Annotated in this window: 34 protein-coding genes and 1 tRNA gene; 7 read left to right on the top strand and 28 right to left on the bottom strand. The window is 38.2% G+C overall.

Annotation, left to right across the window (positions count from 1 at the left end):
• From JM79_RS13575 to JM79_RS13470, 23 genes are all read right to left on the bottom strand, one after another.
• A complete protein-coding gene (locus JM79_RS13575; protein ID WP_185739501.1) occupies positions 1 to 1155 on the bottom strand; it encodes a head maturation protease, ClpP-related in 1155 nt (384 codons plus the stop codon).
• 71 nt (positions 1156 to 1226) lie between these two features.
• Entirely contained in the window at positions 1227 to 1769 is a 543-nt protein-coding gene (locus JM79_RS13570) for a hypothetical protein (RefSeq protein WP_141878668.1), read from the bottom strand.
• Entirely contained in the window at positions 1766 to 2311 is a 546-nt protein-coding gene (locus JM79_RS13565; RefSeq protein WP_141878667.1) for a hypothetical protein, read from the bottom strand. The genes JM79_RS13570 and JM79_RS13565 overlap by 4 nt, the downstream gene beginning before the upstream one ends.
• 172 nt (positions 2312 to 2483) lie before the next feature.
• Positions 2484 to 2663 carry a hypothetical protein gene (locus JM79_RS13560; RefSeq protein ID WP_141878666.1) on the bottom strand — a complete coding sequence of 60 codons (180 nt, stop codon included), beginning with the start codon at positions 2661 to 2663 and terminating at the stop codon, positions 2484 to 2486.
• A 14-nt stretch (positions 2664 to 2677) separates the two neighbouring features.
• On the bottom strand, positions 2678 to 3553 hold the full coding sequence (locus JM79_RS13555; protein ID WP_141878665.1) for a DNA adenine methylase: 876 nt from the start codon (positions 3551 to 3553) through the stop codon (positions 2678 to 2680).
• Positions 3550 to 3972, bottom strand: coding sequence for a hypothetical protein (locus tag JM79_RS13550; RefSeq protein ID WP_141878664.1), 423 nt, complete (start codon positions 3970 to 3972; stop codon positions 3550 to 3552). The genes JM79_RS13555 and JM79_RS13550 overlap by 4 nt, the downstream gene beginning before the upstream one ends.
• Positions 3973 to 4011: 39 nt before the next feature.
• Positions 4012 to 4404: a hypothetical protein gene (locus JM79_RS13545; RefSeq protein ID WP_141878663.1), complete on the bottom strand. Its 393-nt coding sequence runs from the start codon at positions 4402 to 4404 to the stop codon at positions 4012 to 4014.
• On the bottom strand, positions 4401 to 4718 hold the full coding sequence (locus tag JM79_RS13540; RefSeq protein ID WP_141878662.1) for a hypothetical protein: 318 nt from the start codon (positions 4716 to 4718) through the stop codon (positions 4401 to 4403). The genes JM79_RS13545 and JM79_RS13540 overlap by 4 nt, the downstream gene beginning before the upstream one ends.
• The gene (locus JM79_RS13535) at positions 4715 to 4909 is read right to left on the bottom strand and encodes a hypothetical protein (protein WP_141878661.1); all 195 of its coding nucleotides are present in this window, start codon (positions 4907 to 4909) and stop codon (positions 4715 to 4717) included. Before JM79_RS13535 ends, JM79_RS13540 begins: the two co-directional genes overlap by 4 nt.
• The gene (locus JM79_RS13530) at positions 4909 to 5601 is read right to left on the bottom strand and encodes a hypothetical protein (RefSeq protein ID WP_141878660.1); all 693 of its coding nucleotides are present in this window, start codon (positions 5599 to 5601) and stop codon (positions 4909 to 4911) included. The genes JM79_RS13535 and JM79_RS13530 overlap by 1 nt, the downstream gene beginning before the upstream one ends.
• 19 nt (positions 5602 to 5620) lie before the next feature.
• Positions 5621 to 6658 (bottom strand): nucleoid-associated protein, encoded by a 1038-nt coding sequence (locus JM79_RS13525; RefSeq protein WP_141878659.1) that lies wholly within the window; start codon positions 6656 to 6658, stop codon positions 5621 to 5623.
• Between the two features lie 9 nt (positions 6659 to 6667).
• Positions 6668 to 6925, bottom strand: coding sequence for a hypothetical protein (locus tag JM79_RS13520; RefSeq protein WP_141878658.1), 258 nt, complete (start codon positions 6923 to 6925; stop codon positions 6668 to 6670).
• Positions 6926 to 6936: 11 nt separating this feature from the next.
• Positions 6937 to 8625: a hypothetical protein gene (locus JM79_RS13515; protein ID WP_141878657.1), complete on the bottom strand. Its 1689-nt coding sequence runs from the start codon at positions 8623 to 8625 to the stop codon at positions 6937 to 6939.
• Between the two features lie 11 nt (positions 8626 to 8636).
• Entirely contained in the window at positions 8637 to 9053 is a 417-nt protein-coding gene (locus JM79_RS13510) for a hypothetical protein (RefSeq protein ID WP_141878656.1), read from the bottom strand.
• Between the two features lie 193 nt (positions 9054 to 9246).
• A tRNA-OTHER gene (locus tag JM79_RS13505) sits at positions 9247 to 9332 on the bottom strand.
• Between the two features lie 383 nt (positions 9333 to 9715).
• Positions 9716 to 9928 (bottom strand): hypothetical protein, encoded by a 213-nt coding sequence (locus tag JM79_RS13500; RefSeq protein WP_141878655.1) that lies wholly within the window; start codon positions 9926 to 9928, stop codon positions 9716 to 9718.
• Positions 9897 to 10355, bottom strand: coding sequence for a hypothetical protein (locus tag JM79_RS13495; RefSeq protein ID WP_141878654.1), 459 nt, complete (start codon positions 10353 to 10355; stop codon positions 9897 to 9899). The genes JM79_RS13500 and JM79_RS13495 overlap by 32 nt, the downstream gene beginning before the upstream one ends.
• On the bottom strand, positions 10352 to 10648 hold the full coding sequence (locus tag JM79_RS13490) for a hypothetical protein (protein WP_141878653.1): 297 nt from the start codon (positions 10646 to 10648) through the stop codon (positions 10352 to 10354). The genes JM79_RS13495 and JM79_RS13490 overlap by 4 nt, the downstream gene beginning before the upstream one ends.
• Positions 10648 to 10872, bottom strand: a complete 225-nt coding sequence (locus tag JM79_RS13485) for a hypothetical protein (RefSeq protein ID WP_141878652.1) — start codon at positions 10870 to 10872, stop codon at positions 10648 to 10650. Before JM79_RS13485 ends, JM79_RS13490 begins: the two co-directional genes overlap by 1 nt.
• Entirely contained in the window at positions 10872 to 11144 is a 273-nt protein-coding gene (locus JM79_RS13480; RefSeq protein WP_141878651.1) for a hypothetical protein, read from the bottom strand. Before JM79_RS13480 ends, JM79_RS13485 begins: the two co-directional genes overlap by 1 nt.
• Positions 11145 to 11239: 95 nt before the next feature.
• The gene (locus tag JM79_RS13475) at positions 11240 to 11854 is read right to left on the bottom strand and encodes a LuxR C-terminal-related transcriptional regulator (RefSeq protein WP_141878650.1); all 615 of its coding nucleotides are present in this window, start codon (positions 11852 to 11854) and stop codon (positions 11240 to 11242) included.
• Positions 11855 to 11878: 24 nt separating this feature from the next.
• Positions 11879 to 12046, bottom strand: a complete 168-nt coding sequence (locus tag JM79_RS16155) for a hypothetical protein (RefSeq protein ID WP_185739500.1) — start codon at positions 12044 to 12046, stop codon at positions 11879 to 11881.
• 33 nt (positions 12047 to 12079) lie between these two features.
• Complete coding sequence (locus JM79_RS13470; protein ID WP_141878649.1) at positions 12080 to 12355, bottom strand: hypothetical protein; 276 nt, start codon at positions 12353 to 12355, stop codon at positions 12080 to 12082.
• 232 nt (positions 12356 to 12587) lie between these two features.
• Between JM79_RS13470 and JM79_RS13465 the strand changes: the two genes are divergently transcribed.
• On the top strand, positions 12588 to 13124 hold the full coding sequence (locus JM79_RS13465; RefSeq protein ID WP_141878648.1) for a hypothetical protein: 537 nt from the start codon (positions 12588 to 12590) through the stop codon (positions 13122 to 13124).
• A 16-nt stretch (positions 13125 to 13140) separates the two neighbouring features.
• Complete coding sequence (locus JM79_RS13460; RefSeq protein WP_141878647.1) at positions 13141 to 13374, top strand: hypothetical protein; 234 nt, start codon at positions 13141 to 13143, stop codon at positions 13372 to 13374.
• Positions 13375 to 13565: 191 nt separating this feature from the next.
• Here JM79_RS13460 and JM79_RS16265 read toward each other — a convergent pair whose 3' ends face one another.
• Positions 13566 to 13694, bottom strand: coding sequence for a hypothetical protein (locus JM79_RS16265; protein WP_260443439.1), 129 nt, complete (start codon positions 13692 to 13694; stop codon positions 13566 to 13568).
• 69 nt (positions 13695 to 13763) lie between these two features.
• Between JM79_RS16265 and JM79_RS13455 the strand changes: the two genes are divergently transcribed.
• Positions 13764 to 14426 carry a hypothetical protein gene (locus JM79_RS13455; protein WP_141878646.1) on the top strand — a complete coding sequence of 221 codons (663 nt, stop codon included), beginning with the start codon at positions 13764 to 13766 and terminating at the stop codon, positions 14424 to 14426.
• A gap of 390 nt (positions 14427 to 14816) precedes the next feature.
• Here JM79_RS13455 and JM79_RS13450 read toward each other — a convergent pair whose 3' ends face one another.
• Positions 14817 to 15917, bottom strand: coding sequence for a transporter substrate-binding domain-containing protein (locus JM79_RS13450; RefSeq protein WP_141878645.1), 1101 nt, complete (start codon positions 15915 to 15917; stop codon positions 14817 to 14819).
• A 435-nt stretch (positions 15918 to 16352) separates the two neighbouring features.
• On the opposite strand from JM79_RS13450, the gene JM79_RS13445 reads away from it, so the two are divergent.
• The 4 genes from JM79_RS13445 (at position 16353) to JM79_RS13425 (ending at position 23479) form a co-directional block, all read left to right on the top strand.
• A complete protein-coding gene (locus JM79_RS13445) occupies positions 16353 to 19271 on the top strand; it encodes a pitrilysin family protein (protein ID WP_141878644.1) in 2919 nt (972 codons plus the stop codon).
• 403 nt (positions 19272 to 19674) lie between these two features.
• A complete protein-coding gene (locus tag JM79_RS13440; protein WP_141878643.1) occupies positions 19675 to 20016 on the top strand; it encodes a hypothetical protein in 342 nt (113 codons plus the stop codon).
• Between the two features lie 544 nt (positions 20017 to 20560).
• Positions 20561 to 22537, top strand: coding sequence for a heavy metal translocating P-type ATPase (locus tag JM79_RS13430; protein ID WP_141878641.1), 1977 nt, complete (start codon positions 20561 to 20563; stop codon positions 22535 to 22537).
• A gap of 174 nt (positions 22538 to 22711) precedes the next feature.
• Positions 22712 to 23479, top strand: a complete 768-nt coding sequence (locus JM79_RS13425; RefSeq protein ID WP_141878640.1) for a LexA family transcriptional regulator — start codon at positions 22712 to 22714, stop codon at positions 23477 to 23479.
• 52 nt (positions 23480 to 23531) lie between these two features.
• Here the strand turns inward: JM79_RS13425 and JM79_RS13420 are convergent, their stop codons facing one another.
• From JM79_RS13420 to JM79_RS13410, 3 genes are all read right to left on the bottom strand, one after another.
• Positions 23532 to 23801, bottom strand: coding sequence for a hypothetical protein (locus JM79_RS13420; protein ID WP_260443438.1), 270 nt, complete (start codon positions 23799 to 23801; stop codon positions 23532 to 23534).
• 82 nt (positions 23802 to 23883) lie between these two features.
• Positions 23884 to 24123: a hypothetical protein gene (locus JM79_RS13415; RefSeq protein ID WP_141878638.1), complete on the bottom strand. Its 240-nt coding sequence runs from the start codon at positions 24121 to 24123 to the stop codon at positions 23884 to 23886.
• A gap of 94 nt (positions 24124 to 24217) precedes the next feature.
• Positions 24218 to 25456, bottom strand: coding sequence for a glycosyltransferase N-terminal domain-containing protein (locus tag JM79_RS13410; RefSeq protein WP_141878637.1), 1239 nt, complete (start codon positions 25454 to 25456; stop codon positions 24218 to 24220).
• Between the last annotated feature and the right edge of the window lie 60 nt (positions 25457 to 25516).

The raw sequence follows: 25516 nt of genomic DNA, 5'->3' as shown, positions 1-25516 counted from the left end.
TTATTGTTTTGGGGCTTCAGAATAAATTGAATTGCTTAGGTCCAGGTAGGCGAATTCTCCTGAATCCTTATCCTCAGCACCTTTTGCAGTGTGAGTTGCTCCTGGTTTTTTGTTTAGCGTAGCGATCTGCGCTGTAAGAGCAGCATTGATCGTGGCCATATCTGCATCTTCTGCAAGATTTTCCACACCGGCTTCAGTGGCAGCAGCTCTAAGAGCTGTTACGGCTGCAGTGGTATTTACTTTTTCAGCATCGATGGCAGCCTGGCGAGAATCTTTCTCTTCCTGCAGCGCAGTTTCTGCAGTATCTTTTGCTGAAGTTGCTGTCTGGATTGCCAGTGCATCGGCAGCGATCTTGTTATCGATCGCAGCTTTTTGTTCGTCATTGATATAGCTTCCATTATCGGTAGTCGCTAAAACGGCTCCCAGGACAGCTACCAAATTCGGAAACGAATTAGGTTTACTCATGTCTGTAGTATTTGTGGTTTTTAATTTTTGCTTTGGGATTTTGAAACTCATCGCGGCGTACTTATCTACCAGGTCCTTTGGTTTCAATTGCATAATGTCTTCTGGGAGCTGGGCCTTCTCTTTTTTGATCACGTGATCATAGAATCCAAGTTCTTCAGCTTCTTCGGTGGTGAACCAGTTGTCTTTATAGTTCAGATAATCCTTTTCAACTTCTTCTGCAGAAATACCCAGACGATCCTCTATAGCGGTACCTAGAGCTTTGTCTATTTTTTCTGAAGCCAATAGCTGCTCCTCAACTTCCTTTTTGTTTCCCCAATAAGAGGAGCTGGAGTTGTGGATCATTAAAAGAGAATTCTTAAAGGCGTGGATCTCGTCTCCGGAAAGTAGGATTAAAGCGGCCATACTGGCGCAAATCCCATCATTATAAGTAATGATCTTTTTCTTGGAAGAGAAAATGGCATTGTAAATTGCCTGACCTTCAAATACGGCTCCACCAGGAGAATTGATCCTGATGTGGATGGTATCGGCATCTTTTTCTAGATCGCTAAAGGCTTCAGCAAATTTTGAAGCGGTATTAATAGACTCGTAAGTATCCCAGTCTATACCACCAATAGCTCCATAGATATATATGGTCGCTTCTTTGGCGGCTTCGTTTTTTACTATGTTGTAGTAAGGTTTCGGTTTTGACAAATCTTTGATTGTTAATCCGTACTATTATGGAAGAACAATGTTAGAAAGTCAGCAGTCTGTAAAAAAGGACATTACAAGCTTCCAGCCAATTGGAAAGCAAGGCCACGGTTTACAATTGGGAAATCGTCTTCATTTCCTTCAAAATATTTAGGCGCTCCGTAGCTATCATTAGACATACTCAGGTTGTAACCTTTCAAACCAATAGGTGAGGGCGCATGCATTTCGTCATAAGTAAATAGTAACGGCTGTTCGCTGGTACCATAAAGATAAGAGTGGGTGTGTCGAGTAATTAAAACCACCACTTCCTTATTATTATAGGTCTCCAGTAAATTCTGAATATTGGCATCTTGCGGAACCAGCGGAAGGGAAAAATCTGTTTGATAGATCCTGGTACCGTTTTTAATGGCGGTCTTATTTCCCAGGCTAAATTTCTCCGGAAGAAAACGAATGATCATCGCTTGGAATTCTTCCGGCAGGTTGTTTATAATTCCAAGAATCTCCTCATCTTTGGTTAAATGATTGAATTTTGGGAGCTGAGAAGCTTCTACAATACTGGCTTTATAGAAAGTATCAAAGTTGAGCTCATCAATAACGTTACAAAGATTCTGGATCATAGCGCGGCAGATTTTTTAGGGACATTATTCGAAACTTCGAAATTTGTCCCAGGGGCTGAAACCAGGTTTAAATTCTCTTCCAGTTCTTTCTTCTTTCGTTTAAAATCCCGGTGAAGCGTATCCAGTTTAATATCATCCTCACCTATATCGTAGAATTCCAGAAAACCTCTAAGGGTTTTAAGAAAATGCTTCTTATCGGTGTGATTAGTCATAAGCATGTGGCGATACAACTCATCTCTAAAAAACCGGTCAGCCTGGTCATTGAACAATTGGGCGTTAATAGTATCTATATGCATCCCGGTTTTGGAATAATAATGCTCGGGAATAGTGACAGAAAACAATTTCCTGAATCTTTTAACCGATGGTTTTACATCATAATTCCTTCCCTGCAGAGAAAGGACCAGATTGCCAATAGGGGTGGTTCTGCTGGCGATCATGTGGTTTCCTCCGCAACATTTTAGGAGGTACTTATAGACATGATCTGCAACAGGGAAGTGTTGGGTGATGGAAAAGTCCACCGTGGGGGATGAGTTTTGGGACATGTTTTCGGACATTTAATCAAATATAGAATATAATCCAATGTTAAAAAAAGGACATAGCGTAATGATAGCGTGGAAAGAAATTCTTAATAAAATCTAAATACAGGGACGAAAAAAAGCCGGCTTTTTTTAAGTCGGCTTGGTAACGGTGTTAATTAAAATTTACAGTATGTGATTACATCTCCTTATCAATAAAATCGAATAGCTGTTTATTCATTTTTTCAGATAAAGACTCATTCATTTTATCCTTAAGTTTCTGAGCACTTTTCTCGAGTAGGAAGGAAATTAGAGTTAGTTCATTTTCTTCCAGCTCTAAGACTACCCGGTCTTTATGATTGTGATTATAGACTATCATCGTTCTATTAATTTTTATGTTGTAGGTTTTAAAATTTCTGAAAAGTCCAAGCTCAGTTGTGCCTTTCTAGTGTGTGATAAAGGATAATTAAACCAGATGCATTCCTGCACGGGAGTTTTGCGGTAGTTGTTTCTTTTGGTAGAAAGCACCACTTTTTCCCAATCTGCATATAATTCGTTCATGAGGTCGCAATTGTAACCGCTAATCATGACCTTACCCTGGATCTCGTGTAGTCTCTCTGCCAGCTCATAATGATCAGCATCGGTAAAATCGAATTTGTAATCGTCGTGAGAAGATCTGCTTTCGTTTGGATATGGCGGATCGGCATAAAAAAATGCTTCTGGAAAATCTATTCTTTCCAAACACTCTTCATAGGAGTAATTCGTGATCTGGTAATTACTACCCAGGATCTCTGCGATTTCATATAGCTTTTCAAATGAATTATTCCATCTGCTTACAGTTTCACCTCCGTTGCAATAGAGGCTTTTTCTGCAAAGATGCCAGCCTTTATTTCTTCGCTGAGATCCTAAACCCATATATGATTGTCGCAAGCGAACGTAGAAAGTTCGCGCACGTTCTACATGATCTGGAGACTGGCAGTTCCAGCTATCGTCATATTCTTTTTTACTCACCGGCGTAAATCTCAACCTGGTTAAAAGTTCGTCTCGATCATCGCGTAACACCGTGAAGAAATTGGTGACATCTGAATTTATTTCGTTCAGCGTTCGAATGCAATTGCCTTCGTAATTTAGAGACAGCACCGCGCTGCCTGCAAATAGTTCTACCAGGTGCACAAACTCTGCAGGGAAATATGGGTAGATCTCATCGATGTAGGAAAATTTCCCACCGAAGTAATTAAAGGCTATTTTCTTTTTTGAATTTCCGCTCATAATGCTAAAACTTGTTGAGCAGGTCTATTTTTGAAATATCCGCGTTTTGTACATTCATCTATAAATTTTTGTGGAGTTACTGCAGAATGGTAATCATCCATTTCCTTGAGATCTTCAATTGTCTTGAAATAGTAACCTACAAAGCGACGGTTATAAGATCCATAGTTTTTAATTTCCCAATCATATTCGGAAGCTGTAAGAGGTCTATCGCAAATTTTGATATATCGGTTTTCTGCACCTGACTTTCTAACTGCCTCATGCATTTGATCTACTATGAGACAAACATATTTTCCTTTAGAACTGTGTGGTTTATAAATGGCGTATATAATTCTAAACCTTCCAATTGGCACCTGAGATTTAATAAAATCCTTCTCAGCTTCAGAGAACTGATAACTCATCGGCTTAGTTGCCAACTTCATAAGTTTTTGACTTGTATTCATAATTTAAGCGTTAGATTTTTAATTATTCGATTCACTTATAAGTGAATATTTATCGATATCCCTGGAGTGCGGAAGCTCCTGAAAGATTTCGTCCAGGAGCTTTATCGCCGCGTTCTTTCCCCAAATATCCTGAGTACTGTCAATATAATACCGGAGCCCATCTGAAACGATAAAAGCCACATGCACATCAATATTAATAGTGTTGCTCATTGGGATGTTTCTACGAGTGATCTTGGCCAGGAGCATATATCCATATTCCCGGTTAATGGAGTGGTGAATATGATGCTGACACCTATTCTCGGTATTGCAAAGCAGTTCCAGGTAATCCTGGTATAATTTACAAGCATCGCTCAGCATTTTAACTTCGTCCTGGCTAATCCCTTTTATGGAGATTTTACTATCTCTTATCATAAGATTACTTTTTTAATGTGCTGGTGGCGGTTCCCATTGATATAAAACATAAGCACCTGCACAGCACCTGCGTATTTTGGGTCTTTTTTTACACTCTCTACCATCTTATCGGCTACTTTATAGGCATCCCGGCCATTATATTTCAGTCTGGAATACCAAACCGGATTGCTCAGCTGGCCGTTGGGTCTTCTATATTTTAGGTTGTCATTTCCATTTTTAAGAAGGATAAGCATCCTTAGATCGCTGCATCGTGGGCAGAAGATCTTATCACTGCGACCTGGGCATGTACATTTTTTAGCTCCTTTTACACTCATATCGCAAATAGTAAACTGTGGTTAATTCCTTCGCGCATATACACTTTTTGATCCTTTATTAATTGATCCAGGTGCTGTACAAACTCCTGAAGGTTCATTTTAGATTCGTCCCAGGCTCTTATAAATTGAATACCCGAAGCATTCCCGGTCTTTTTAGAATTCGCCTGGATGATTTGATATACTTTTTCCATTACAGACTTTTTTGATTTTCTAAAACCTTAAATTTCGCTACGTTATACAGGTGAGATTTTCCTTTTAAACTTTCTAAAGTCTTATCAAGATTATCTTTACTGAAGTGCTTAAGTGCTGGAGAATTAATTTTAAGAGATGCAATTTGTGGAAGGCCGTCTTGAATCAATAGACAATAAAGAGAATCGTAATTTTTGTCTTCGTATAACTCTTTTAATCGATAATAGAAATCGACCATTTCTTTTGAAGCAATTTTCTCTGCAGCTTTCTTCAATCTGTCTGTATTTTCAGCATCAATAAGCGCCATAATCAGACTATTTGAAGGCTCTATTAATCCAGCATGCAGCAAGATATTTTCAAGCTTATCAATAATTTCCTTATATTTTACCTCTACTTTTTTCTTTAAGACATTAATTTCCTTCTGAATTTCATTTTCAATAACTTCATCTTTGAAATTCAGTAAATATCTGGCTCGACCTTCTTTGGCTTTAGATTCTGGAATGATAACTAAACCTTTTTCGTCTTCTAAAAATTTCCCAAAACCTAGTACAACCCAAAATCCATTTGAATTGATCATAAGTTTTACAGGTTCTTCATCTTTTTCAAGTTGTGCTGGGGAAAAACTCCTTTTAATATCAATGGAGGCTAAAAGCTGTTTTGTAATTCCCTCCTTTTCTAATTTTTTATAATTCATAATATTTAAGCGTTAGATTTTATTTTAATTCTTTATTGAAATAGCACAGGTAGTAATACATTTGCTTTTCTTCATCCCATCCTTTCTCGATAAACTTATCGGCAGAATCGGCGTTGATAAAGTCCATTTTGATGCTGATATTCGTGTCCAGGTCTATCTGGCTTTTGTTCTTTTTCCTGATCTCGGTCACCGCTGTATTGTCAATTTCAAAGCTGGTAAGATCCTCGACCTTGTATTTTGGTCCTTTCTCGATTTTGTAGTTTTGGAATTCCGGTACCAGGTCTGGATTTTCGATGGCATTGTTCACAAAATCGCTTTCTTCAAAGGCATCGTTACTGGCGAAATAGTCAAAGGCATGGTTTAAAAAGAGAACTTCCTGCTGTTTGTCTTCTGCAGGTTTTACGACATCTTTAGCAAAGCCTCTGCAGAACTCGAGATAGTTTTTAGTGTGAAAGATGGCATCCTCCAGCTCTTCCAGGTTCAGGAAGTTCTCCAGCCAGTATTTGGAATCGTATTTATTGGAGTCGATATACAAAATCCTAAACCCGGTTTTGCTTTCTGGATTTGTAAGAATTAACGCTCCTTTATCTAGTTTTTTAAGGTTCACTCCCTGCTGTATGTTCATTTCCAGCTGACTTTTGCCTTCCGAAAATTGCAGGAAATCGTCTCTTAATTCACTTTTAAAGATCCCGAAACCTTCTACTTTTTCATTGTCCAACTCCATATTGGAAAGCCTGCAGAAGTATAATTCTCCAGATTTAATATGTGGATGAACTCCCTGATCATATAACCATTGAGCCACATCACGATCTCCACGGTAATATGGAATATCCAGCTCTTTTTGAAGCACTACTTCTAATTCAGAAAACTCCTCGAATTTGAAATACTGCTCGTCTTTTTCCCGAAAAGGTTTTAGAAAGAATTCTTTTAAAAGCGGGCGGATTTCATCGGTGATCTCGTACGGCTGTTCAGAAATAAATAATTTCTCTCCCCGGCATTTATTCCCAACCTGGTGGATGTACAGCTCGTCGATTTGAGTGTTGTAAAGATTGATCATAGTAGAGTCTTATTCTTGAGAAATACTTAGTACTGGAGAACCTTTTTCTATTCCTGCAGGTTCGAATTCATATTCGGGTTCATCATCGTAAGCTGATCTAGGTTCGAGTCCATCCCCTGTAGGATTTATCCAATCTTCTTTTAAAACTTCTGCACGATGAATTTCTCCTCCAATTTCATCACCCCAAAATTTTACAGGTTGTTCTAATTGATTTTCATTTAGAGAATTCACGAATTCTTTTAAATCTTTAAATTTTCTGATTTCCATTTTGATAATTATTAAGCGTTAGATTGTTGAATTAATAGTTCCTTTTCCTGGCGAATAAGCTTCGGAAGATTTTTATACACTTCCGGACAGTTATATTTCACGTAATCCATGAGCACCTGAAGGTCCAGCTGATCTCTCAGGTATTTTCTAATTTTCGGTCTCGCTTTCTCAAGGTCAGAATTCCACCTTGCACTGCGGTTCGCGTTAATTTTTCGTTTCTGGTATTCTTCTTCAGGAGTTTCTGCAGCTTCAATTCTGAAGTTTTTAAAAGCATATTCGAAGGAATTGTGGCATTTTTCCTTGCGTAGCGGGTCAAAATACAAGCTTGGATAGGTTGGAACCCAGCCTTTTTTCTTCTGAAATCGCTTCGCGGCTCTTAGCACATCAATGCTCCGTTGCCATTTTTCCAGCAAGTGATCTTTTTTGAGCAGCTGTCCGTTGAAATTCTTGAATTTTTCAGCCATCCACATTTTGAAGGCATTCTGCCAAACTCCAGGATGCACATCCAGCTCTTTAAAAATGCTGCTGGAGAATTTGAAGATATCCTGGATAGCCAGCTCTTTAAAATCTGCTGGGTGCATAGTGCCGTAATACGCTTCTTGCTTAGCAATTGCCAGATCCAGCGGTTTGTAATTGTCATGTTTCCCGGAGGAAAGGTCCTGTGAAAGTTCTGTTCTATCTTCCAGGTTTTCAATGAGCACCTGGGAAAGCTCATTTTGATTTTTCGCGCCAGCAAAGTTTTTCGCGGGCGCATCGTTAATTTTTTCACCTTGCTTCCTGGGTGGTCTTGTAGAAGTTCCAGTACAATCTTTATGCGTTGACGCGTTAGCGGCAACTCCTTTATCCCTCTTCTTAGTATATTCTAATGTATGGTCACTACTAGATACATTATTATGGCGAACTTTTTTCGTTTGTCCCTCCATAAGAGACTGATTCTCATTAGCGGCAGATTTCGGTTTTCCATTGTCTGTAATGCTCAAAACATCGACGTTAAAAGCGATTTTAAGAGGTCTGGAGGAGCCATGATATTCATATCCTGTTAGTACTCCGGCTTCCTCCAAACGCTCTCTGTGGTTGCGTATGGTCTCTACAGTAGCCGTAGCCAGATTCTTGGCTCCTTCATATTCAGAATCGAGTACCTTATTGGGATACAGCTCCAGTTTGGGAAGAGATCCCGGCACGTGGACGCCAATCTCCGGGCTGCTGCGAAATTTTTTACGATTAAAGAGCTGAGCGTTGTATTGAAAAAGAAAAGCCATAAAAAACTCCCGTGTGGCCGTCTTTACTTTTTGCCTGGTCACCTTCTTGCGAATATGCAGGCCGTGTTCCTGGTTGTACTTCTCTACTTCCAGGTTATAATTTTCTGGATCCAGGTCGGCATACTTTTCTTTAAAAACCATTTCCCGAATACGCATATCCCTGGTCTTTTTAAATGATCTGCAGTGTGCGATTACCCTGGTGTTATAACCATTGATCTTGAAGTTCTCCAGGTCTACCTTTTTATTGTAAGCCTCGATATGCTTATTGTAGTTAATCTTTGTTTGTTTAAAATCTTCCGGAGTAAGAATAGGGTGGATAAACTGTTGGGGGACAGCCTCCTCTTGTTTCTCCGGAAGATTATTATTTGCTGAGGGCTGTAGGCCGTTTAATTTTAGGATGTTATTGGTTAGAATGGATCCTATAGACTTCGGGTTGCTCATAATTTTAGACGCTATATTTTAGAGGTTAGATCTGTTTCGCTTTTAGATTTTATGGTATCGAAATCGAGACACATCTTCTTTTTATAGATATCCATGAGATGTTCTCTTAATTCCAGGTATTCTTTTTTATTAACCTGTGTGGAACCGAGACCAGACCAGGAAGCATTATCGGTTTCCTTTTTAATGAGTTCTTCTGGAGATCTGGCTGAGCTGCCAGTGCATCCATTCTTTCCAAAATCGGCTTTAAGAGTGACACTTTCGAAATTTCCTCCTTTAGATACATGAATCTTTAGATGCTCTATCCTGTCAAAGGATGATGCATGTTCGTTGGTATCTGTGTAAAGCACATTTTCATGCTCTAACCAGGCCGATAATTCCAAATCATGCCACCTGTCGCAGGTATTGTCTTTAATGAAAAAATAGATCATGACTATCTGTTTAATTTAGGGCGTACTATGCCACCCCCGCCAAAGCGGATTTTTTAAAATTTTCTATGTAAAAGGGCGTAGGGACCCTTACCCATTTGCATGGGATTTTTTAATAAAACCGGCCGGTACAATCCAGTTACCTAACCTATGCGGCCGGCCGGCTTTGGATCAAGTTTACACTTGCTTCCGGGTGTGGAGAGGATCGGATTCGAACCGATGAACCGGGAATTTCATGAGATTAAGAGCTCCCCGTCTATTGAACCACTCTAGCACCTCTCCTGCGTATTCTAAAAAGCCTCGCCAGGCCATTGAAACTCTCCTTTTTTTTCTTCGGACCAGTTATTCCAATATTTACCTGATTGGTCATACCAGGTGAGCTTTGTGGAGAGTGCAGGATTCGAACTTACTGCATTACGATAGTCCTCCGCATTAGTGCAATTGCGTCTATCTTTGCCTTTCGACTTTCAGCGGCTTCCAGTTATGCACTTTTTTCGCCAACTCTCCTTTTGATCATCTTTCAGCCACCGCACCTCGAATAATCCAGGTAATGATCTGGCGGTCTGCACGCTCTTAAAAAACCGGCCGTACTTAAAAAGACTGCTCACAAATTCTGCATGCGTTAATCGAATTGTGAATTAAAAGAACGCTTCGGGCCGGTTTTGCTATCTGTTTTTCATTTGCCGGATACGGTCCCGGATCTTTAGGATCCCTTCGGTATCTCCTTTGCGCTTGGCCTTGGCAAAATCTGACATCAGTTTCTTGTGTTTTTTCTTTATCCTGGCTTCTGCAGCTTCCCTGGCTCGTTTTTCCTGCCGGGTTTCATTCCGTTCGTAGGTTTTCTTTTTAGGATTCTGCTGGTTGGAGCTTGGACTCATATCTTATTTTTTTAAATTTTTCACTATCGGCGTCGATGATCCCGAGTAAATAATCGATGGTTACCTGGGCATCTTCATAAGTACCTTTGGTCTCTTCAAAACCTTCCGGATCTGCCAGGTAGTTTTGATCATATATTTTCTTTGCGGTGATCAATTCGTCACGGGTGTAGGATCTTAGTTCCTGAGGATCTTCCGGAGCATTTTTTATTTTCCAGATAATCGTTCCTATATATGCCAGTAAAACCACAAATGGAATAATGGCCGCACTTAGATCGCCAGTTCCTAATTTGAAACCTATCAAGTAAATGAGGTAGAGTGGAGTCAGACCTAGCACCGCGAAATCCACCCATTGTCTTTTAGAAAAGAAGGCGTAGATCACCAGGGCAATGAGGAAGCTGCCAAAACAATTGTTTATAATTTCGATCATGATTTAAAATATTGGTTAACTAATTCTCTTCCGGAGTAGTCCTGCCGGGAACAGGCATCAGTTGAAATTTTATCCGGACAATTCTCACAGAGCTCTCTTACTTTTTCCATTTCACGGTCACAGAGATCACTCCAGAGCACATAGATATTAGTGCCGCGAATTGTATAATTCCGCACCAGGCATTCAGTAATGACTTTTGCCGTTTCCTCGTCCTGCCGGTTGAGTTCCATAAGGAAGCTCATGGCTCCGGGGTTTCCTTTGGCCCATTCCAGGGCAGTGATATAATTTCCCATTATGAAAACATGATTTCTGAAATTGCTTCTTCCTCTTTTCCTGGCCGGTAAAAGTCCCCGATCTGGTCTGAAATAGCGTGCAGCTCTTCTGTTACTGAATTCTTTTTGACCGGTTCTGGAGTAGCTCCTAGTTTATTATTGCAGTATTCGCGAATAAGGCGAAGCTCCTCTTCCGGTAGGGCGGAGAGAAGAGGCATTGCCATATTTGCGTTTACTGTACTCATTATCTGGCTTCAGTTAAATTTTTAAAATGATAGGCGTTACGTTGCGCCAGTGATTTTTTATTACTTAGGCGCTCGATGAAGATCTCATCATGAACACGAGTGGTGCTGCGATCAAATTTTTCATTGATTTCTCCTGCAACTTTTCTCATGAGTGCCGTATCCGTTTTAAAACCTTCCTTAAATTGGGCTCCAATCTCGTTGTCACTCACCAGGACCTGGTCTTTTAGATCTGGATGTTCCAGTAGGTACTCTATAATTTCTAGATCGTTCATTGTATAAATTTCATTTGTTCGGCTTTATGAAAAAAGGACGGTGACTCACGGCTAAAACTTTATAAAAAACCGAACCGTCCTCTTTTACCAACCATCTAAACCCTGTTAAAATATTGTCCGAAACCGCTTCTCATGGCTTCCACCAAAAGACCAGGTTTACTTTGTACTCCTGCTTTTTTCTTTAGCTCGGCATCGTGCTGAGCGAAGGTGCTTTCACTAATTCCCATTTTCATCGCGATCACCAGGTTCTTATGATCCTGTAACATTTCGTCCAGCATGAAGATCTCTCTTTTCTTCAGCGGGTTTCCGTTCAGCTTAATCGGTTTAAAATTGAGGGAAATGCAATCGCGGGTGTGCCGGTAATTCTCAGGTTCCTGCAGTTTACCATCCACGATATCTGGATTGGTATCTGTGCCTCCATACATGAAATAGGTATATAGTTCCAGCTGTCTCGCCCTGGAGACGAAATTGCCGTTTTCCTTATAAGCCTGGAGAACGTTTTGCGCCTCGTGGTTCATGTTATAAGCATTCATTAAAGTGGAGTGATCCTGTGATGATAATTCATGAAAATCATGAGTCTTACCGTTTTGGGTAAATTTTACCTCGAGCTTCTCGCGGCATCCAAAAAATTCGATGTTGGAATCTCCAGGTAATAATCCCGCAATTAAATGTTGCGAGTGTTGTAGCGATGTTGTACTTTTGTTTTTCATTGTTACGATAATTTAAGCGTTAGACTAATAATGATCGGCCTGAAGTGACTGCTTCGGGCTTTCTTTTTTTATAGACTCTTTCTCATTAATTTCAGACTGTACCACCAGGATATAAGCCAGCAATAAAAACATTGCTGCCAGAGCTAACCACAGATGATTATTTTGCCTGCGTAGCGTTTCTGCATTTAGCATTTGTAATTCGATATCCGGGGGGGAGGAGTTCTTTCATTTCTGAGCCGGTTTTACTGGAGAAAGGATCTCAGCTTTTCGCTTATCTTCCTTTTCTTTTTTCTTCTTTAGATGTTCTGCATAGTCCCAAATACCAGCTTCGATAGTAGGATTCGCATATCTGCCATTCAAAACCCCGGAAATATAAATTTGAGAATAAGGATCACCATCCCGGTTCACAATCATGTGCTGGAAGAAGTACTGGTAAATCCTTAACAGGCACTTGGGGCCTATCAATTCTTTTAATCCTTCTGTTTGCTCTTTCGTGATCATACAAATCTCCTATTGCCAGAAACAAATCACTTGTATATATTTGTTTAAGGTTTTGTTTAACTTTCTTGTTAAGCAAACATACAACAAAAAAAGTGTATTACACTAAAAAAAGTGTAAAATAATCATGTTAAAATGTTTCTTGTATTGAATTTGCAGGGATTGTAGCTGAAAAATTTTACACTGATACACGTGTTGGATTACAGAAAAGAGGTTGTTACAATAAAAAAAGTGTATGGATATAAGAATTAAAAAATCGATGGAGGTGATAAATCATATCATCGATGATATGAAATTCGAAAATCCTAAACAATTTTCAGAAGCACTGGGTTTTAAAAGACCTGAAAGAATATATAAAATTTTGAGAGGGGAATCTGGTGTTAGCAGGAAGTTAGCTGATATTATCCATGAAAAGTACCCTCAATATGATAGGAACTGGCTGCTTTCCGGTGAAGGATCTCTGAAAAAGGATGAAGCAAGTAAAGAGCCGGTGGCCAATGATGAGCAGGATGAGTATAAAATAAGCGATGCTGAGATTAATAGTATTCGGCAGGATATCAGGGCGGTAAATGAAAACCTTCTGGCTTTGAGCGAAGGAATGACAAAGAATTTTGAAGTCGTAAGTGATGGAATGTTTGAAAGCTTAAAACATGGACAGAAGTTGCTAAGAGGACAAAAGGAGATCTTGAAATTTGTTTACAGCCTAAATGCCGATGAGATTTCAGCGGCTACCGCGAGATTAAGTAAATTTTTGGAAGAACAACATGAATAATTAATAATCAATTTTTATGGAACTTAAAGAATATATTAAAGAGACAATCCAACAAGCTTATGAAGGAATTGCTGAAGCTCGTGAAGCAAATAAAGATTTAAACGATTCTATAAGCAGGAAGGCAGATACTTATGCTTTTGAAATGTCCATAAAAATTGGACATCGAGAGAAGAACGGAGTACTGCTAGCTGACAATAATAGCGATGTTTCTGTGTTGGAATTTAAAATTCCAATGAAATTAAAATCTTGAGCTATTTTTTTTCAGACGATAAAAATAGATGGTATGATTCTTCAATTTCTCTTGTACATTTTTCTAAGCTACGTTTAGTGGAGATTGCAAGCTCGGTTGCTAACTGAGTTAATTTGATAGCGATTTTAGCATCATTCATTATTCTAATTTTTAGCTAATTAAGGAGATCAGGGCAAAATAAAAAAGGACAGCTAACTGTCCTCAAAATAACGATCTAATTTTTCCTGATCTCCAGGAGAATAATGATCACGATTTTTTAAATAATTGACATAATACTCAAGCCGTTCCAACTTGGACAGCTTTTCCAGATAATCGAACATAAGTAATAGTTAGGTTAATATAAGGATGCTGAGTAGGGTCGCCGAAAATAAATTTTTAATACTAACCGTATGGGATTATTTGATTTTCTAAAAAAGAATTCGAGTAAGGAGAAGGCAGTCGAAAAACCATCATCAACTGAACCAGAAAATAATATAAATCAATCCTTTATTGATGACGGTGTTAAATTTGAATTTCCTAGCGGAAGTCGTTTAGAACTGGTGGAGGATAAGTTCGAAAAAACTAAAATTCTTCGATTTTCGACATTCGCATATTACGGTCTGGATAAGTTTATGATGTTCACAGATAAGTCGGACTCCTTTCTAATTGGATTTCGAGCTGAAGCTGATAAAATACTACTGGTAATTTCCACTTATCAAAAACAGATAAAGTTATCAAAGGGAGATACCGTGAAAGTCTTGTTTGATGATTCGGAAGTTTTAGATTTTCAATTAGATAAGAATGGATACAAATTTGACAAAGATGACGGAGGAGTAATGGTAGAGAGTTATTCCGAAATTAACGAAGAGACTTTGAAAAGGTTTGTTGAACATGATATTGACAAAATAAGATTACAAACAAAGGATGGTCTCAATCACAATATAAATTTTGACTTAAAAACTGCGGAGGATTTTTGCGAAGCTGTATTCACTTTTCATTATTCGTTTAAGAATTTTTATCAGAAAGAGGAATATGTATCCGAGGATGAACACTTGAAAAACAGTAAATCATAGCTGTTCTAGAATCGTACCTATAAAATTTGTAAAACAGAAAATTAAAAAACTTAACTAACTAATTATCAAGACGCTTTTACATAAATAATAGGGAGTACAGTACTTAAAATCCAATGACCATTAGGTCGTACGGGTTCAAGTCCCGTCCCGAGTACCAAAAACCCTCTTAATCTTTTTGATTTAGAGGGTTTTTTTGTACCCATTTGTTACGTACGGAGTTCCATTTTTAACTGAATCCGAAACAGAATTTAATGGACTTTTAATTATCTAACAATAAGGTAAGGTGACTGATGACAAACTCGAAATGATTCTATAATTAATTTAAAAAGGAACTCGTGTTTTAATGTTTTGTATAATTTATTTACAGAATAAGAGACTTTCATTTTATAACTATCTCTTATCCGGAATAAATCTGTCTAGCTCCCGTTGCCATTGGGAAGTCTGTATTACTTTCAAAATAGAACGATTTAGATCTTTGCGTAAATTACTTTTGTTACGAATTGCCATGGCATATAATCGGGGATTAAGTAAGATAGGTTGAACACGAAGATTGAGAGCTGCATCGCTGTTTATATAATAATTAAGCTGCGGGATGTTATGTAGAATGACATCAGCTTTTCTAGAGTTTACGAGCTGTAGACCCTCTTTGAGGTCAGAAACCTTTTGAAAACTTACTCTTTCTTCTTCTAAATATGTGGAAGCTTTTGAATCCTGCAACGCAAGTACCTTCATATCTTTAAGGTCGGTAGGGATTGCAATCTTTTTACTGGAAGAACTGCCCATAATCGAGCTTACTAAAGATGCAGTTAGAACCGCCGTGACCGCCATGGCGATAAGCATCCAGAAAAGTGCAATGACTCTGCCCCAAAAAGTTACCGGAGCCTTATCACCATATCCAATCGTTGTCATAGTAACGCCTGCCCACCAAAAACCTGAACCTATACCTTTTATGATTGAACGTTCGCCTCCAAAATTTTCATCGTTGCTTCTGCGCTCTACAAAATACATGATGGTTCCTACAGTTAGCAATAATATAGAAAGTACTAAAACTATAATCCAGAATCTTTCGCTGAAAAAACTTTTGATAATGGCTCCAAGATCCATGGCTGGGGAGGTCGCTGCTCCCATGTTTGCAGTGTAATAGATATGACTAAAGTCTACCAGGCTGTCCTCTTTTGCAGTTAGTTCACTTAAAAGTAAAATATCGACCTGTTTATCTTTTAGACTCCTATTCGCTGTTTCCGGATCTATTTCCTGAAATCCGAAATTATAATTTAGATCATCGGCAACATTTCTCCAAAGTCGGATGCTAATACCGTCCCAATTTCCCTTATTATCCTTGAACATGTAAGGTGCTTGTTCAAATACGCCTACCTGAAGTTGCTCTATTTTCTTATTGGTAGAATCCTGCGGAATATTACTGGCTAAGATAAAACCTGGAAGTATTAGGAGTACGACCCCTATAAGTGATGAAAAATTAAAGCGTGTCATTTCAAATATTATGAATTATACATTTAAGATATCGCTTAGACCTCTAGATTCTCAGAAGATTTCGTTAAAAATGACAATGGCTTAGATCAACAAGTTTGAATTTCAGCAGCTTAAGTAGCCTTACTATTTTCTGAAATAAGCTTATCAAATGCTGAAAATTATAACTCTTGTCGGAGCCTTGGATTATCATTCTCTTTAAGATACGGAATGTCAAATGGATTGGTTGAATGGAACTAGAAGACATTACCAGAGGTCTTCTTTAGAATAGGCAACAACTATTTCAGATCATGAAACAAATAGATTCTGGAATTGAATCTAGATTGATTATTACCATTTTGAATTATTTTAAAGAATTACTCCAAATTATCTATAAACAAGTAAAGTACAAGCCTTAATTTTATTAAATTCAGAAATCTTAACAAAAACATTAATTATATGACAAATGTCAGATTTAATATGAAAGCTTTAGCGCTTTCATTTACATTTTTGGCTGCAGTATCCTGTAAGGTTAAGGATACTCCGCAGAATACTTCCACAGGACCAGATCAGGCCATGGTGGAACAAGACACGGTTCAAGCCGAAGCAAGTGCAGACCTGAGTCTTGAATTCAAAAAGTATGAGCTGGAAAACGGCTTGAATGTTATTCTACACGAGGATAAGTCAGATCCTATTGTTTCCGTAGCGATTCAATATGGTGTTGGCTCTAACCGTGAGAAAAAAGGTAGAACAGGCTTTGCACACTTGTTTGAGCATATGCTGTTCCAGGAATCTGAAAATGTTCCGCAGGATCAGTTTTTCAAAACAATTCAGGATGTTGGTGGTACTTTAAACGGGGGAACCTGGCAGGATGGGACCATTTACTATGAAGTGGTGCCTAAAAATGCTCTGGAAACGGTACTTTGGTTAGAGTCCGATAGAATGGGCTTTTTGATCAATACAGTGACCGAAGCTGCTTTTGCCAATCAGCAGGAAGTGGTTCAGAATGAAAAAAGACAGCGTGTTGATAATAATCCTTATGGGCATACCGGTTGGGTAATAGACAAAAATATGTACCCTGATGGTCACCCATACAGCTGGCAGGTAATTGGAGAACTGGAAGATCTTCAGAATGCCACTGTTGAAGATGTAAAGGAGTTTTACGATAAATTTTATGGCCCTAATAATGCTACCCTTGTACTAGCTGGAGATTTTCAGGAAGATGAGGCTAAAAATCTTATTGAAAAATATTTTGGTGAGATTAAAAAAGGTCAGGAAGTAGAGCCATTAGAAACGCAATTGGTAACTCTGGATGAAACTAAACGTTTATATCACGAAGACAATTTTGCCACGGCGCCGCAATTAAATATGGTTTGGCCTGTTGTTGAACAGTATAGCGAAGATTCTTATGCGCTAAATTACCTTGGACAGATTTTATCCAACGGAAAAGATGCGCCATTATACGAAGTTCTTGTAAAGCAGAAAGAACTTACATCTCGCGCTAATGCGTATAATAGTCCGAGTCAATTAGCGGGTCAGTTCACTATCAACGTGACGGCAAATTCAGGAGTAGATCTTGATAGTATTGAAATTGGAATTGAAGAGGCTTTTGAACTTTTCGAACAAGAGGGAGTTACAGATTTTGATATTGAAAAGATCAAAGCTGGATTGGAAACAGATTTCTATAATGGTATTAGCAGTGTTCTTGGAAAATCCTTCCAGTTAGCGCGCTATGATGTTCTTGCTGGTGATCCTAATTTCTATAAGCAAGACTTGGAAAACATTAAAAATGTGACCAAGGAGGATGTGATGCGTGTCTATAATGAATATATCAAGGACAAACCTTATGTAATGACCAGTTTTGTGCCGAAGGGTAAAACTGATTTGATTACTGAAAATTCTGAAAAAGCTCAAGTTGTAGAAGAAGAAATTACTGAAAATAAAGAAACTGAAGTATCAGAAGCTCCTTCTGAAAAAGTTGAAAAAACTCCTTCAAATTTTGATAGATCTGTGCAACCTGAAATGGGCGAATCTCCAAGTCTCAGTGTTCCTGAAGCGTGGAATACGGAACTGGCAAATGGTTTAGAAGTTTACGGAATTGAACAGAATGAATTGCCCCTAGTAACTTTTAGTTTGGTTATAGAAGGCGGACATTTACTGGATGATCTTGAAAACAATGGTGTTGCTAATTTAATGAGCGATATTATGATGGAAGGAACAGCTAACAAAACTCCGCAGGAACTGGAAGACGCTATTGCGCTACTCGGTGCAAGCATTTATATGTATACCAGCAATGAATCTATCGTTGTTCGTGGAAACTCTCTGAAAAGAAATTTTTCAAAAACTATGGATCTGGTGGAAGAAATTCTATTGGAACCAAGATGGGATGAAGAAGAATTAGCAAGAATTAAAACCAGCACTATCAACGGAATAGAAAGAAATGAAGCAAACCCTAACAGGATTGCAAGCAGGGTATATAATAAAATTCTTTACGGTGAGGATCATCCATTCGCTTATACTACTTCAGGTACAAAAGAAGATGTGGAAGCGGTTAGTATGGAAGACCTGAAACAATTCTATTCTGAAAACTTCTCACCTTCTGTGGCAAGATTACATGTAGTTGGTGATGTAAATAAAGCGGAAGCTTTGGCGGCAGCTGAAGGTCTTAAGAATAACTGGAAAGCGAAAGAAGTCAATATTCCTGATTTTCAAATCCAGAATAATCGCGAAAAGGCATCCCTGTATTTTGTAGATGTTCCAGACGCAAAGCAATCTATCATTAATATTGGATACATTGCGATTCCAAGAACTAATGAGGATTACTATCCTTTGGAAGTGATGAACTATAAATTAGGGGGATCTTTTTCCGGAAATGTAAACCTTATTCTTAGAGAAGAAAAAGGATACACTTATGGAGCACGTTCAGGATTTAGCGGTTCAAAAATTCCCGGGACTTTTACGGCGTCGTCTTCTGTTAGAACAAATACTACAGGAGAATCGGTAAAGATCTTTAAGGATGAAATTTCTAAATATAAGGATGGGATTTCTCAGGAAGACCTTCAATTCACTAAAAACGCACTGATCAAGTCAAACGCACGCCGATTTGAAACTCAGGGATCGCTTTTAGGGATGCTACAGGAAATGAGTGCTTATGATCTTGATTCAAATTATATCGAGAAAGAAGAAAATGTTATTAATAACATGACTTTAGAGCAACATCAGGAATTGGCGAATAAGTATCTGGATGAATCAAAAATGGCCTATCTGGTTGTTGGAGATGCAAAGACTCAGTTTGAACAATTTAAAGATATGGGTTTTGATGAAGTAAAACTTCTGAATAAAGAAGGTGAAGAAATTAAAATGGAAGACGTAAAATAATTTAGCTATCATTTCTGAATAGAAAAACCTGCCGGTTCTGGCAGGTTTTTTTTGTTTTTAACTGTATACTCAGATATTGTGTGCTTGTAAAGAGAATGCTTGCAATAAAACTTGGAATCAAATCCTCTATTTTACTGTTTTACATTTCTGATTTTGAACATTAAACTCCAAATTTCCATGTATAAGATAACTTGATTCCGTTTAATCGAACTATTTCAGCATCTTTATCAGAGTCTCATGATGATCAGATTTTAGTGGTTATTATCCAATGGCCCTATTTGCTGATATCAACCCTTCATCCTTTTTTAGTGGTATTTCACAGAAGTTAAAATTAAGATTTCATTAGGAAAATATGTTGAACTTCTTTTAATTAGTATTACTCGAAAGTTAAAGACTTGTTAATATGAAGCGATACGCAAATACTCTAAATAATCTGCAGGATGGAACAATGGCGACAGACCTGAGACAAAGCACATCAATAGACTTTATTAATACGTTAAGAGATAAGCGACTTATATATATTAATGACCGCGGACAGGTTTATCTTACCAATAAAGGTAAACTGGCCAACAGGTTGGGATTTCAGCGGTATTTCAAAATGGAAAAGGAACAGCAGGAATTATTTGAGCAGGAACTGGAAACCATTCAGGTTGAAAATAGAGGTCTTCTCATGATCTTTTCAGGAATGATTATTAGTCTTCTACTTATCATTGCATTCTGGATAATTGAACTTCAAACTTTGTAATATCAATCAGTAGTTTAAAAACATTAAAATTTTACCGAATTCTATTAAATGATCTTCCATTAGTAGGATAAATTGCCGGATGAAATTTTACTACCTCAGTAAACAAACTAATAGAGATGGCGTTATGTCTATCCACGCGGATAGCTGTACACAACTCCCTTCAATTCTTGAACGGGTTTACCTGGGAATATTTGATAATAGTAGGCTGGCTTCAGAAGCAGCATTAATGAAATATCAGGTTTTGAACCTCGATACTTGCAGTTGTTGCAGATAATCTAATGTTATCAGTATAACATTCACGGATCCCTCAAGCCTTTTGCAGAGCAAAATACTCGCAATTATATCAAATGTACAACCTACCTCTTTTTGTACTTTTTTGGTGTGGATCAGAAATCATTCTTAGATATGAGAATGTCGCCTTTACAAGGGGCTAATTATTACCGATATTTTTTTACATTCTAACAACTTATACTCCCTTGGCTTCCTCACATTTTATACTTCCAACCATTTAATTGTACCTTTAGATTAAATATTATTGAAACAAATGTCAGGACATAATCACGGTTGTTGCACGCCGCATAATGACGGTATTTTTGGAGAAAGAACAGAATTAATATTTGCTGTTTTAAGCGGATTTTTTCTCATAAGCGGATATTTGCTGCAGGAATTTTCAGGTTTTGATTTCATTTATGCGTTAGTTCCATTTTTGCTTTCTTATTTTTTCGGCGGATTTTTCACAGCTAAGGAAGCGTTTGAAGAAATTTCTAAAGGTAGATTTGAAATTGATTTTTTAATGCTGGTGGCCGCTATCGGTGCGGCTTTTCTAGATAAGTGGGCTGAAGGTGGATTGCTTTTATTCTTGTTCAGTTTTGGTCATGCCCTTGAACATCTCGCTATGGATAAAGCTCAGAAATCTATTGAAGCTCTAACAAAACTAGCTCCCAGGGTAGCATTTAAGAAGATCGATGGCGTGTTCAGGGAAGTGGACCTGGAGAATTTAGAGGTGGGCGATATTTTACGTATAAGACCTAATTCAACCGTGCCGGCAGATAGCATTCTGGTCCATGGTAGAACTAATATTAATCAAGCTCCAATTACAGGAGAAAGCATTCCGGTAGACAAAGAACCTATACAGAATGAAGGTGTAGATTATAAAAATATTACCTCCATTCCCGATAAACACCGTGCTTTTGCAGGAACGATTAATGGAGATGCTACGATAGAGGTGAAGGTGGTCAGGAAGGCTGAGGATTCCACGCTTAGCCGGCTTATTGAAATGGTGCAGCAGGCGCAGGATAAGAAGTCTCCAACCCAATTACTAACAGATAAATTTGAAAAGTTTTACGTGCCTGCAGTGCTTATTCTTATTTTAATTCTAAACCTTGCATTTCTGGTCCTGGATGAACCATGGTCCGCTAGTTTTTACAGGTCCATGGCTGCTCTGGTAGCTGCAAGTCCCTGTGCACTCGCGATCTCCACACCTTCCGCAGTATTGAGTGGAATCGCTCGTGCAGCGAAAGGCGGAGTCTTATTCAAAGGTGGTAAACCGCTGGAAGATCTTGGAACCTTGAAAACTTTAGCTTTCGATAAAACCGGTACACTTACTGAAGGGAAGCCAAAACTAACAGATGTTATTTTGCTGAATAATTCTTCGGAAGCTGAATTACTTTCAGAAGTGATTGCTTTGGAAAATACAAGTAATCATCCGCTTGCCAAGGCTATAGTTCGTGATGGAAGCGCGAAACTGCCAGTAGAATATCAAATACCTCAGTTATCTGCTTCCGAAGCAATTCAGGGGAAGGGTATAAGTGGTCACATTAATGGGAATCAAATATCTATAGGGAACCTGGAACTGTTTGAAGGTGAAGAACAACTTGATTCGAAACTGGTTAAAAGGATCAGAGACCTGGAAAAGGATGGGAAAACTACCATGTTGGTGAAATCTGGAGGCCATTTTAGTGGGATCCTTGGATTAATGGATGAGCCCAGGGAATCAGCGAAGCCTACCTTAATGCGTTTAAGGGAATTGGGTATAAAGCAAATGGTGATGCTCACCGGTGACAATCAATTTGTAGCAGATGCGGTCGCTAAAGAAATTGGTCTCACTAAGGCTTATGGTAGTTTATTGCCTGAAGAAAAAGTTGAAAAGATTCGCAAACTTAGCAGCGGGAAGGCCAAAGTTGCCATGGTAGGGGATGGGGTAAATGATGCTCCAGCAATGGCAAATAGTACGGTGGGAATTGCGATGGGCGCTGCTGGAAGTGATGTTGCACTTGAGACTGCAGATATTGCTCTTATGGCAGATAGACTTGAAGTTCTTCCATTCGCCATAGGTTTGAGCCGTAAAGCGCATAACATCGTAAAACAGAATTTATGGATCAGTCTGGGTGTAGTGGCTTTGCTACTTCCGGCGACAATCTTTGGTTGGGCCAATATTGGAGTGGCGGTGGTTTTTCATGAAGGCTCAACGCTTGTGGTGGTTTTGAACGCACTTAGACTTCTGGGTTACAAATCTGAATAGAAACTTTAAGCATTTCAAAACTATCAGACGATCATATCCTTACGCTTATAAACAAGCCATATTCGGAAATGACAAACAGTCGCTTACGTAAATTTAATTCAATAATTTTCTGAATTCCGAGGAAAGATTCCATTTATTATTATAAATTTGGAATAATTCCAATATTAATAGTTTATGGGTACACCGGGATCAATTGAAATTAAGCATTTTAAAGAAGTTCGTGAAGAGCATAATTATACTCAAACAGAATTTGCTTCGCTATTGGGTATAAAAAATTCAACAGCAGATATTGAACGAGGTCGTACGAAGCTTTCAGGTAAAGTAGTAGCTGAACTTTTAAGGCAGTTTGCGATCAATCCTTTATGGTTGTTTGGAGACAGTGGGCAGAAGTATCTTAAGATTAGTAAAGGAGATGTAAGTCCAAAAGTTGTCACCGTAGATAATGCCGATAACGAAAACATAGTTCTTGTAAACCAGAAGGCGGCTGCAGGTTATCCTCACAACGTTCAGGATGTAGAATGGTATAATCAACTTCCGGCGTTTGATATTCCGTTACCAGAATTTAGAAATGCTACCTATCGTGGTTTCCAGATCGAGGGAGATAGTATGTTGCCAGATTATCGTCCGGGAGAATGGGTGATGGGAAAAGCTGTTGCTAGCATAGAAGAAGCTAGTAACAATAAAGTATACGTGATCGTAATGTATGACTCCGTATTGGTAAAGAAGATTCAGAAAATGCCTGATCCTTCAAAAGTTTTGTTGATATCGCTCAACGAAGAATATTTACCTTTAGAGATCAATGTCCATGATATTCAGGAGATCTGGCAGGTAAATTCCAAACTTACCTTTAACCTGGACAATCCTACAAATAATGGACTTTTTCAGGAGTTACAACAGTCTATGAACGAGTTGAAAAGAGAATTGAAATCTTTTAAACATTAAAAAAGCCCCATCTAAATTAGAAAGGGCTTTTAAATAATTGTTTTATTAAGGACTAGTAGTCGTCGTTTCCTTCAACTTCGTCTTCAACATCCTGAGCTGCATTTTCTACTGCATCTCCAGCGTCGTTAGCTGCATTTTCTACTGCATCTCCAGCATCATTAGCTGCATTTTCGACGTCATTACCTGCATCGTCCATGTCATCCATATCATCCATGTCGTCCATATCATCAGACTCCATTTGCTCCATATCATCAGTTTCATTCTCGTTAGTTTCTCTACAAGAAGTAAAGAATAAACTTGTTGACAGTGCTAAAGCAAGCATTAAAATTGGTTTTTTCATAATTTGATTATTTAGTTATTAGTAGTTTTTAGTAATTCAATGTATTAAAATTCGAGATTTATTACTAATTGTCGTCTCCAATTTTTTCTATTTCTTCGTCGATTTCCTTATTTACTTCATTATCGACTTTTTTAGCTGTTCTTTCAAGAATTCCTTCTCGTTCATCAGCCTCTTCAGGTGATTTGACCTGCTTTTCAACTTCTACTTCCTTGACGATAGTTTCCTTTTCTGCTTCTTGTCTACATGATGTGAATAAAACAGAACTAGTCATTAATACAATCGCAAGGATTGATAAACGTCTCATTTGTATTTATTTAGTTGTTAATACGGGTCGAAATTACAACTATAAACAATTGTACGAATTATTTTTACTTTTTTTTAGCAATGTTTGTTAATCCTTACTCTTTTTCAGCTTTTAAATAGGATTCTAAAAGTCTCGTAGCCCCGGTATTACTGTTAATAAAGTGCCCAGCGATCATTCCGCTCTTTTTTCTGAAGTTAGGATTGCTTATAAATTTGTCCATAATCTCATCAAATTCCTCAGAATTTTTAACAGAAAACAGTCCTGCTAACTGTCTCAATCGTGCTGCTTCCGGAAATTTATCGTAGTTCGATCCTATGATTATAGGAATTCCGAAGGTAGCTGGTTCAAGAATGTTGTGTAAGCCGGTTGAACCTGCTGCACCGCCAACATAAGCAATATCAGCATAGCTATAGGCTCTTCCCAGATAACCAATCGTATCCAATATAAAAACATTGAAATCTTCAATATTAGCCTTATCCATTTCTGTAAACTTTAGCACCGGTTGTTTTATGTTATCGCTTAAGTTTTGGATTTTTTCAGCCTTGATCTCATGCGGTGCGATCAGGAACTTCTGTTCAGGATTTTTATTTATATAGTCAATAAAAACTTTCTCATCTTCTGGCCAGCTACTTCCGAAGACCGTCAATACCTTATTAGCCTTAAAATTTTCAATAAATTCTATACGGTTGTCTTGAGTGATTTGAGCTGCAACCCTGTCGAACCTTGTGTCTCCTGCAACCGTTGTATTCTCAAAGCCTATTTTCTTCAACAAATCTGCAGATTCCTCATTTTGAACAAAGAAGTGATCGAAAGCCTGCAAGGATTTGATTATCCATTTTCCATAGAATTTAAAAAAACTCTGATTTTCACGAAAAACGCCAGAAACCAGGTATGTGGGAATATTACGATTTTTTAAACCTATTAAAAAATTTGGCCAGAAATCATATTTGATGAAGAATGCCATTTTCGGCTTTATGAGTTCAATGAACTTTTGTGCATTATACTTACTATCCAGTGGGAGATAGGTAAATATATCCACCAGATCATGCTTTCTCTTATTATTATATCCTGAAGGAGAAAAGAAGCTCACAATGATCTTTTCTGAAGGGTATTCAGTTTTCAGCATTTTTAGAACTGGTACTGCCATTTCAAACTCGCCAAGCGAAGCTGCATGTATCCATATATACTGTGATCCTGGCTGGAGTAATTTTTCAAGCCGCGGAAACAGACCTTTTCTTCCATCTGAAAATTCCTTCAGTTTTGGACTGAATTTTCCAGCTATCGAAATTACCGGCTGGCTGAAATATATAAGTGAGTTATAGAGAGATTGCATGAATGTAAATCTGATTTCAAAAATAGCCGTTTGTGATTAAAGTGATTGCCAGTAGATGCT

The sequence above is a fragment of the Gramella sp. Hel_I_59 genome, from assembly GCF_006714895.1.
In the GTDB taxonomy this organism is placed as follows: Bacteria; Bacteroidota; Bacteroidia; order Flavobacteriales; family Flavobacteriaceae; genus Christiangramia.
Note: the sequence above shows the minus strand (reverse complement) of the source record. Positions and strands in the feature narration are given on the sequence as shown.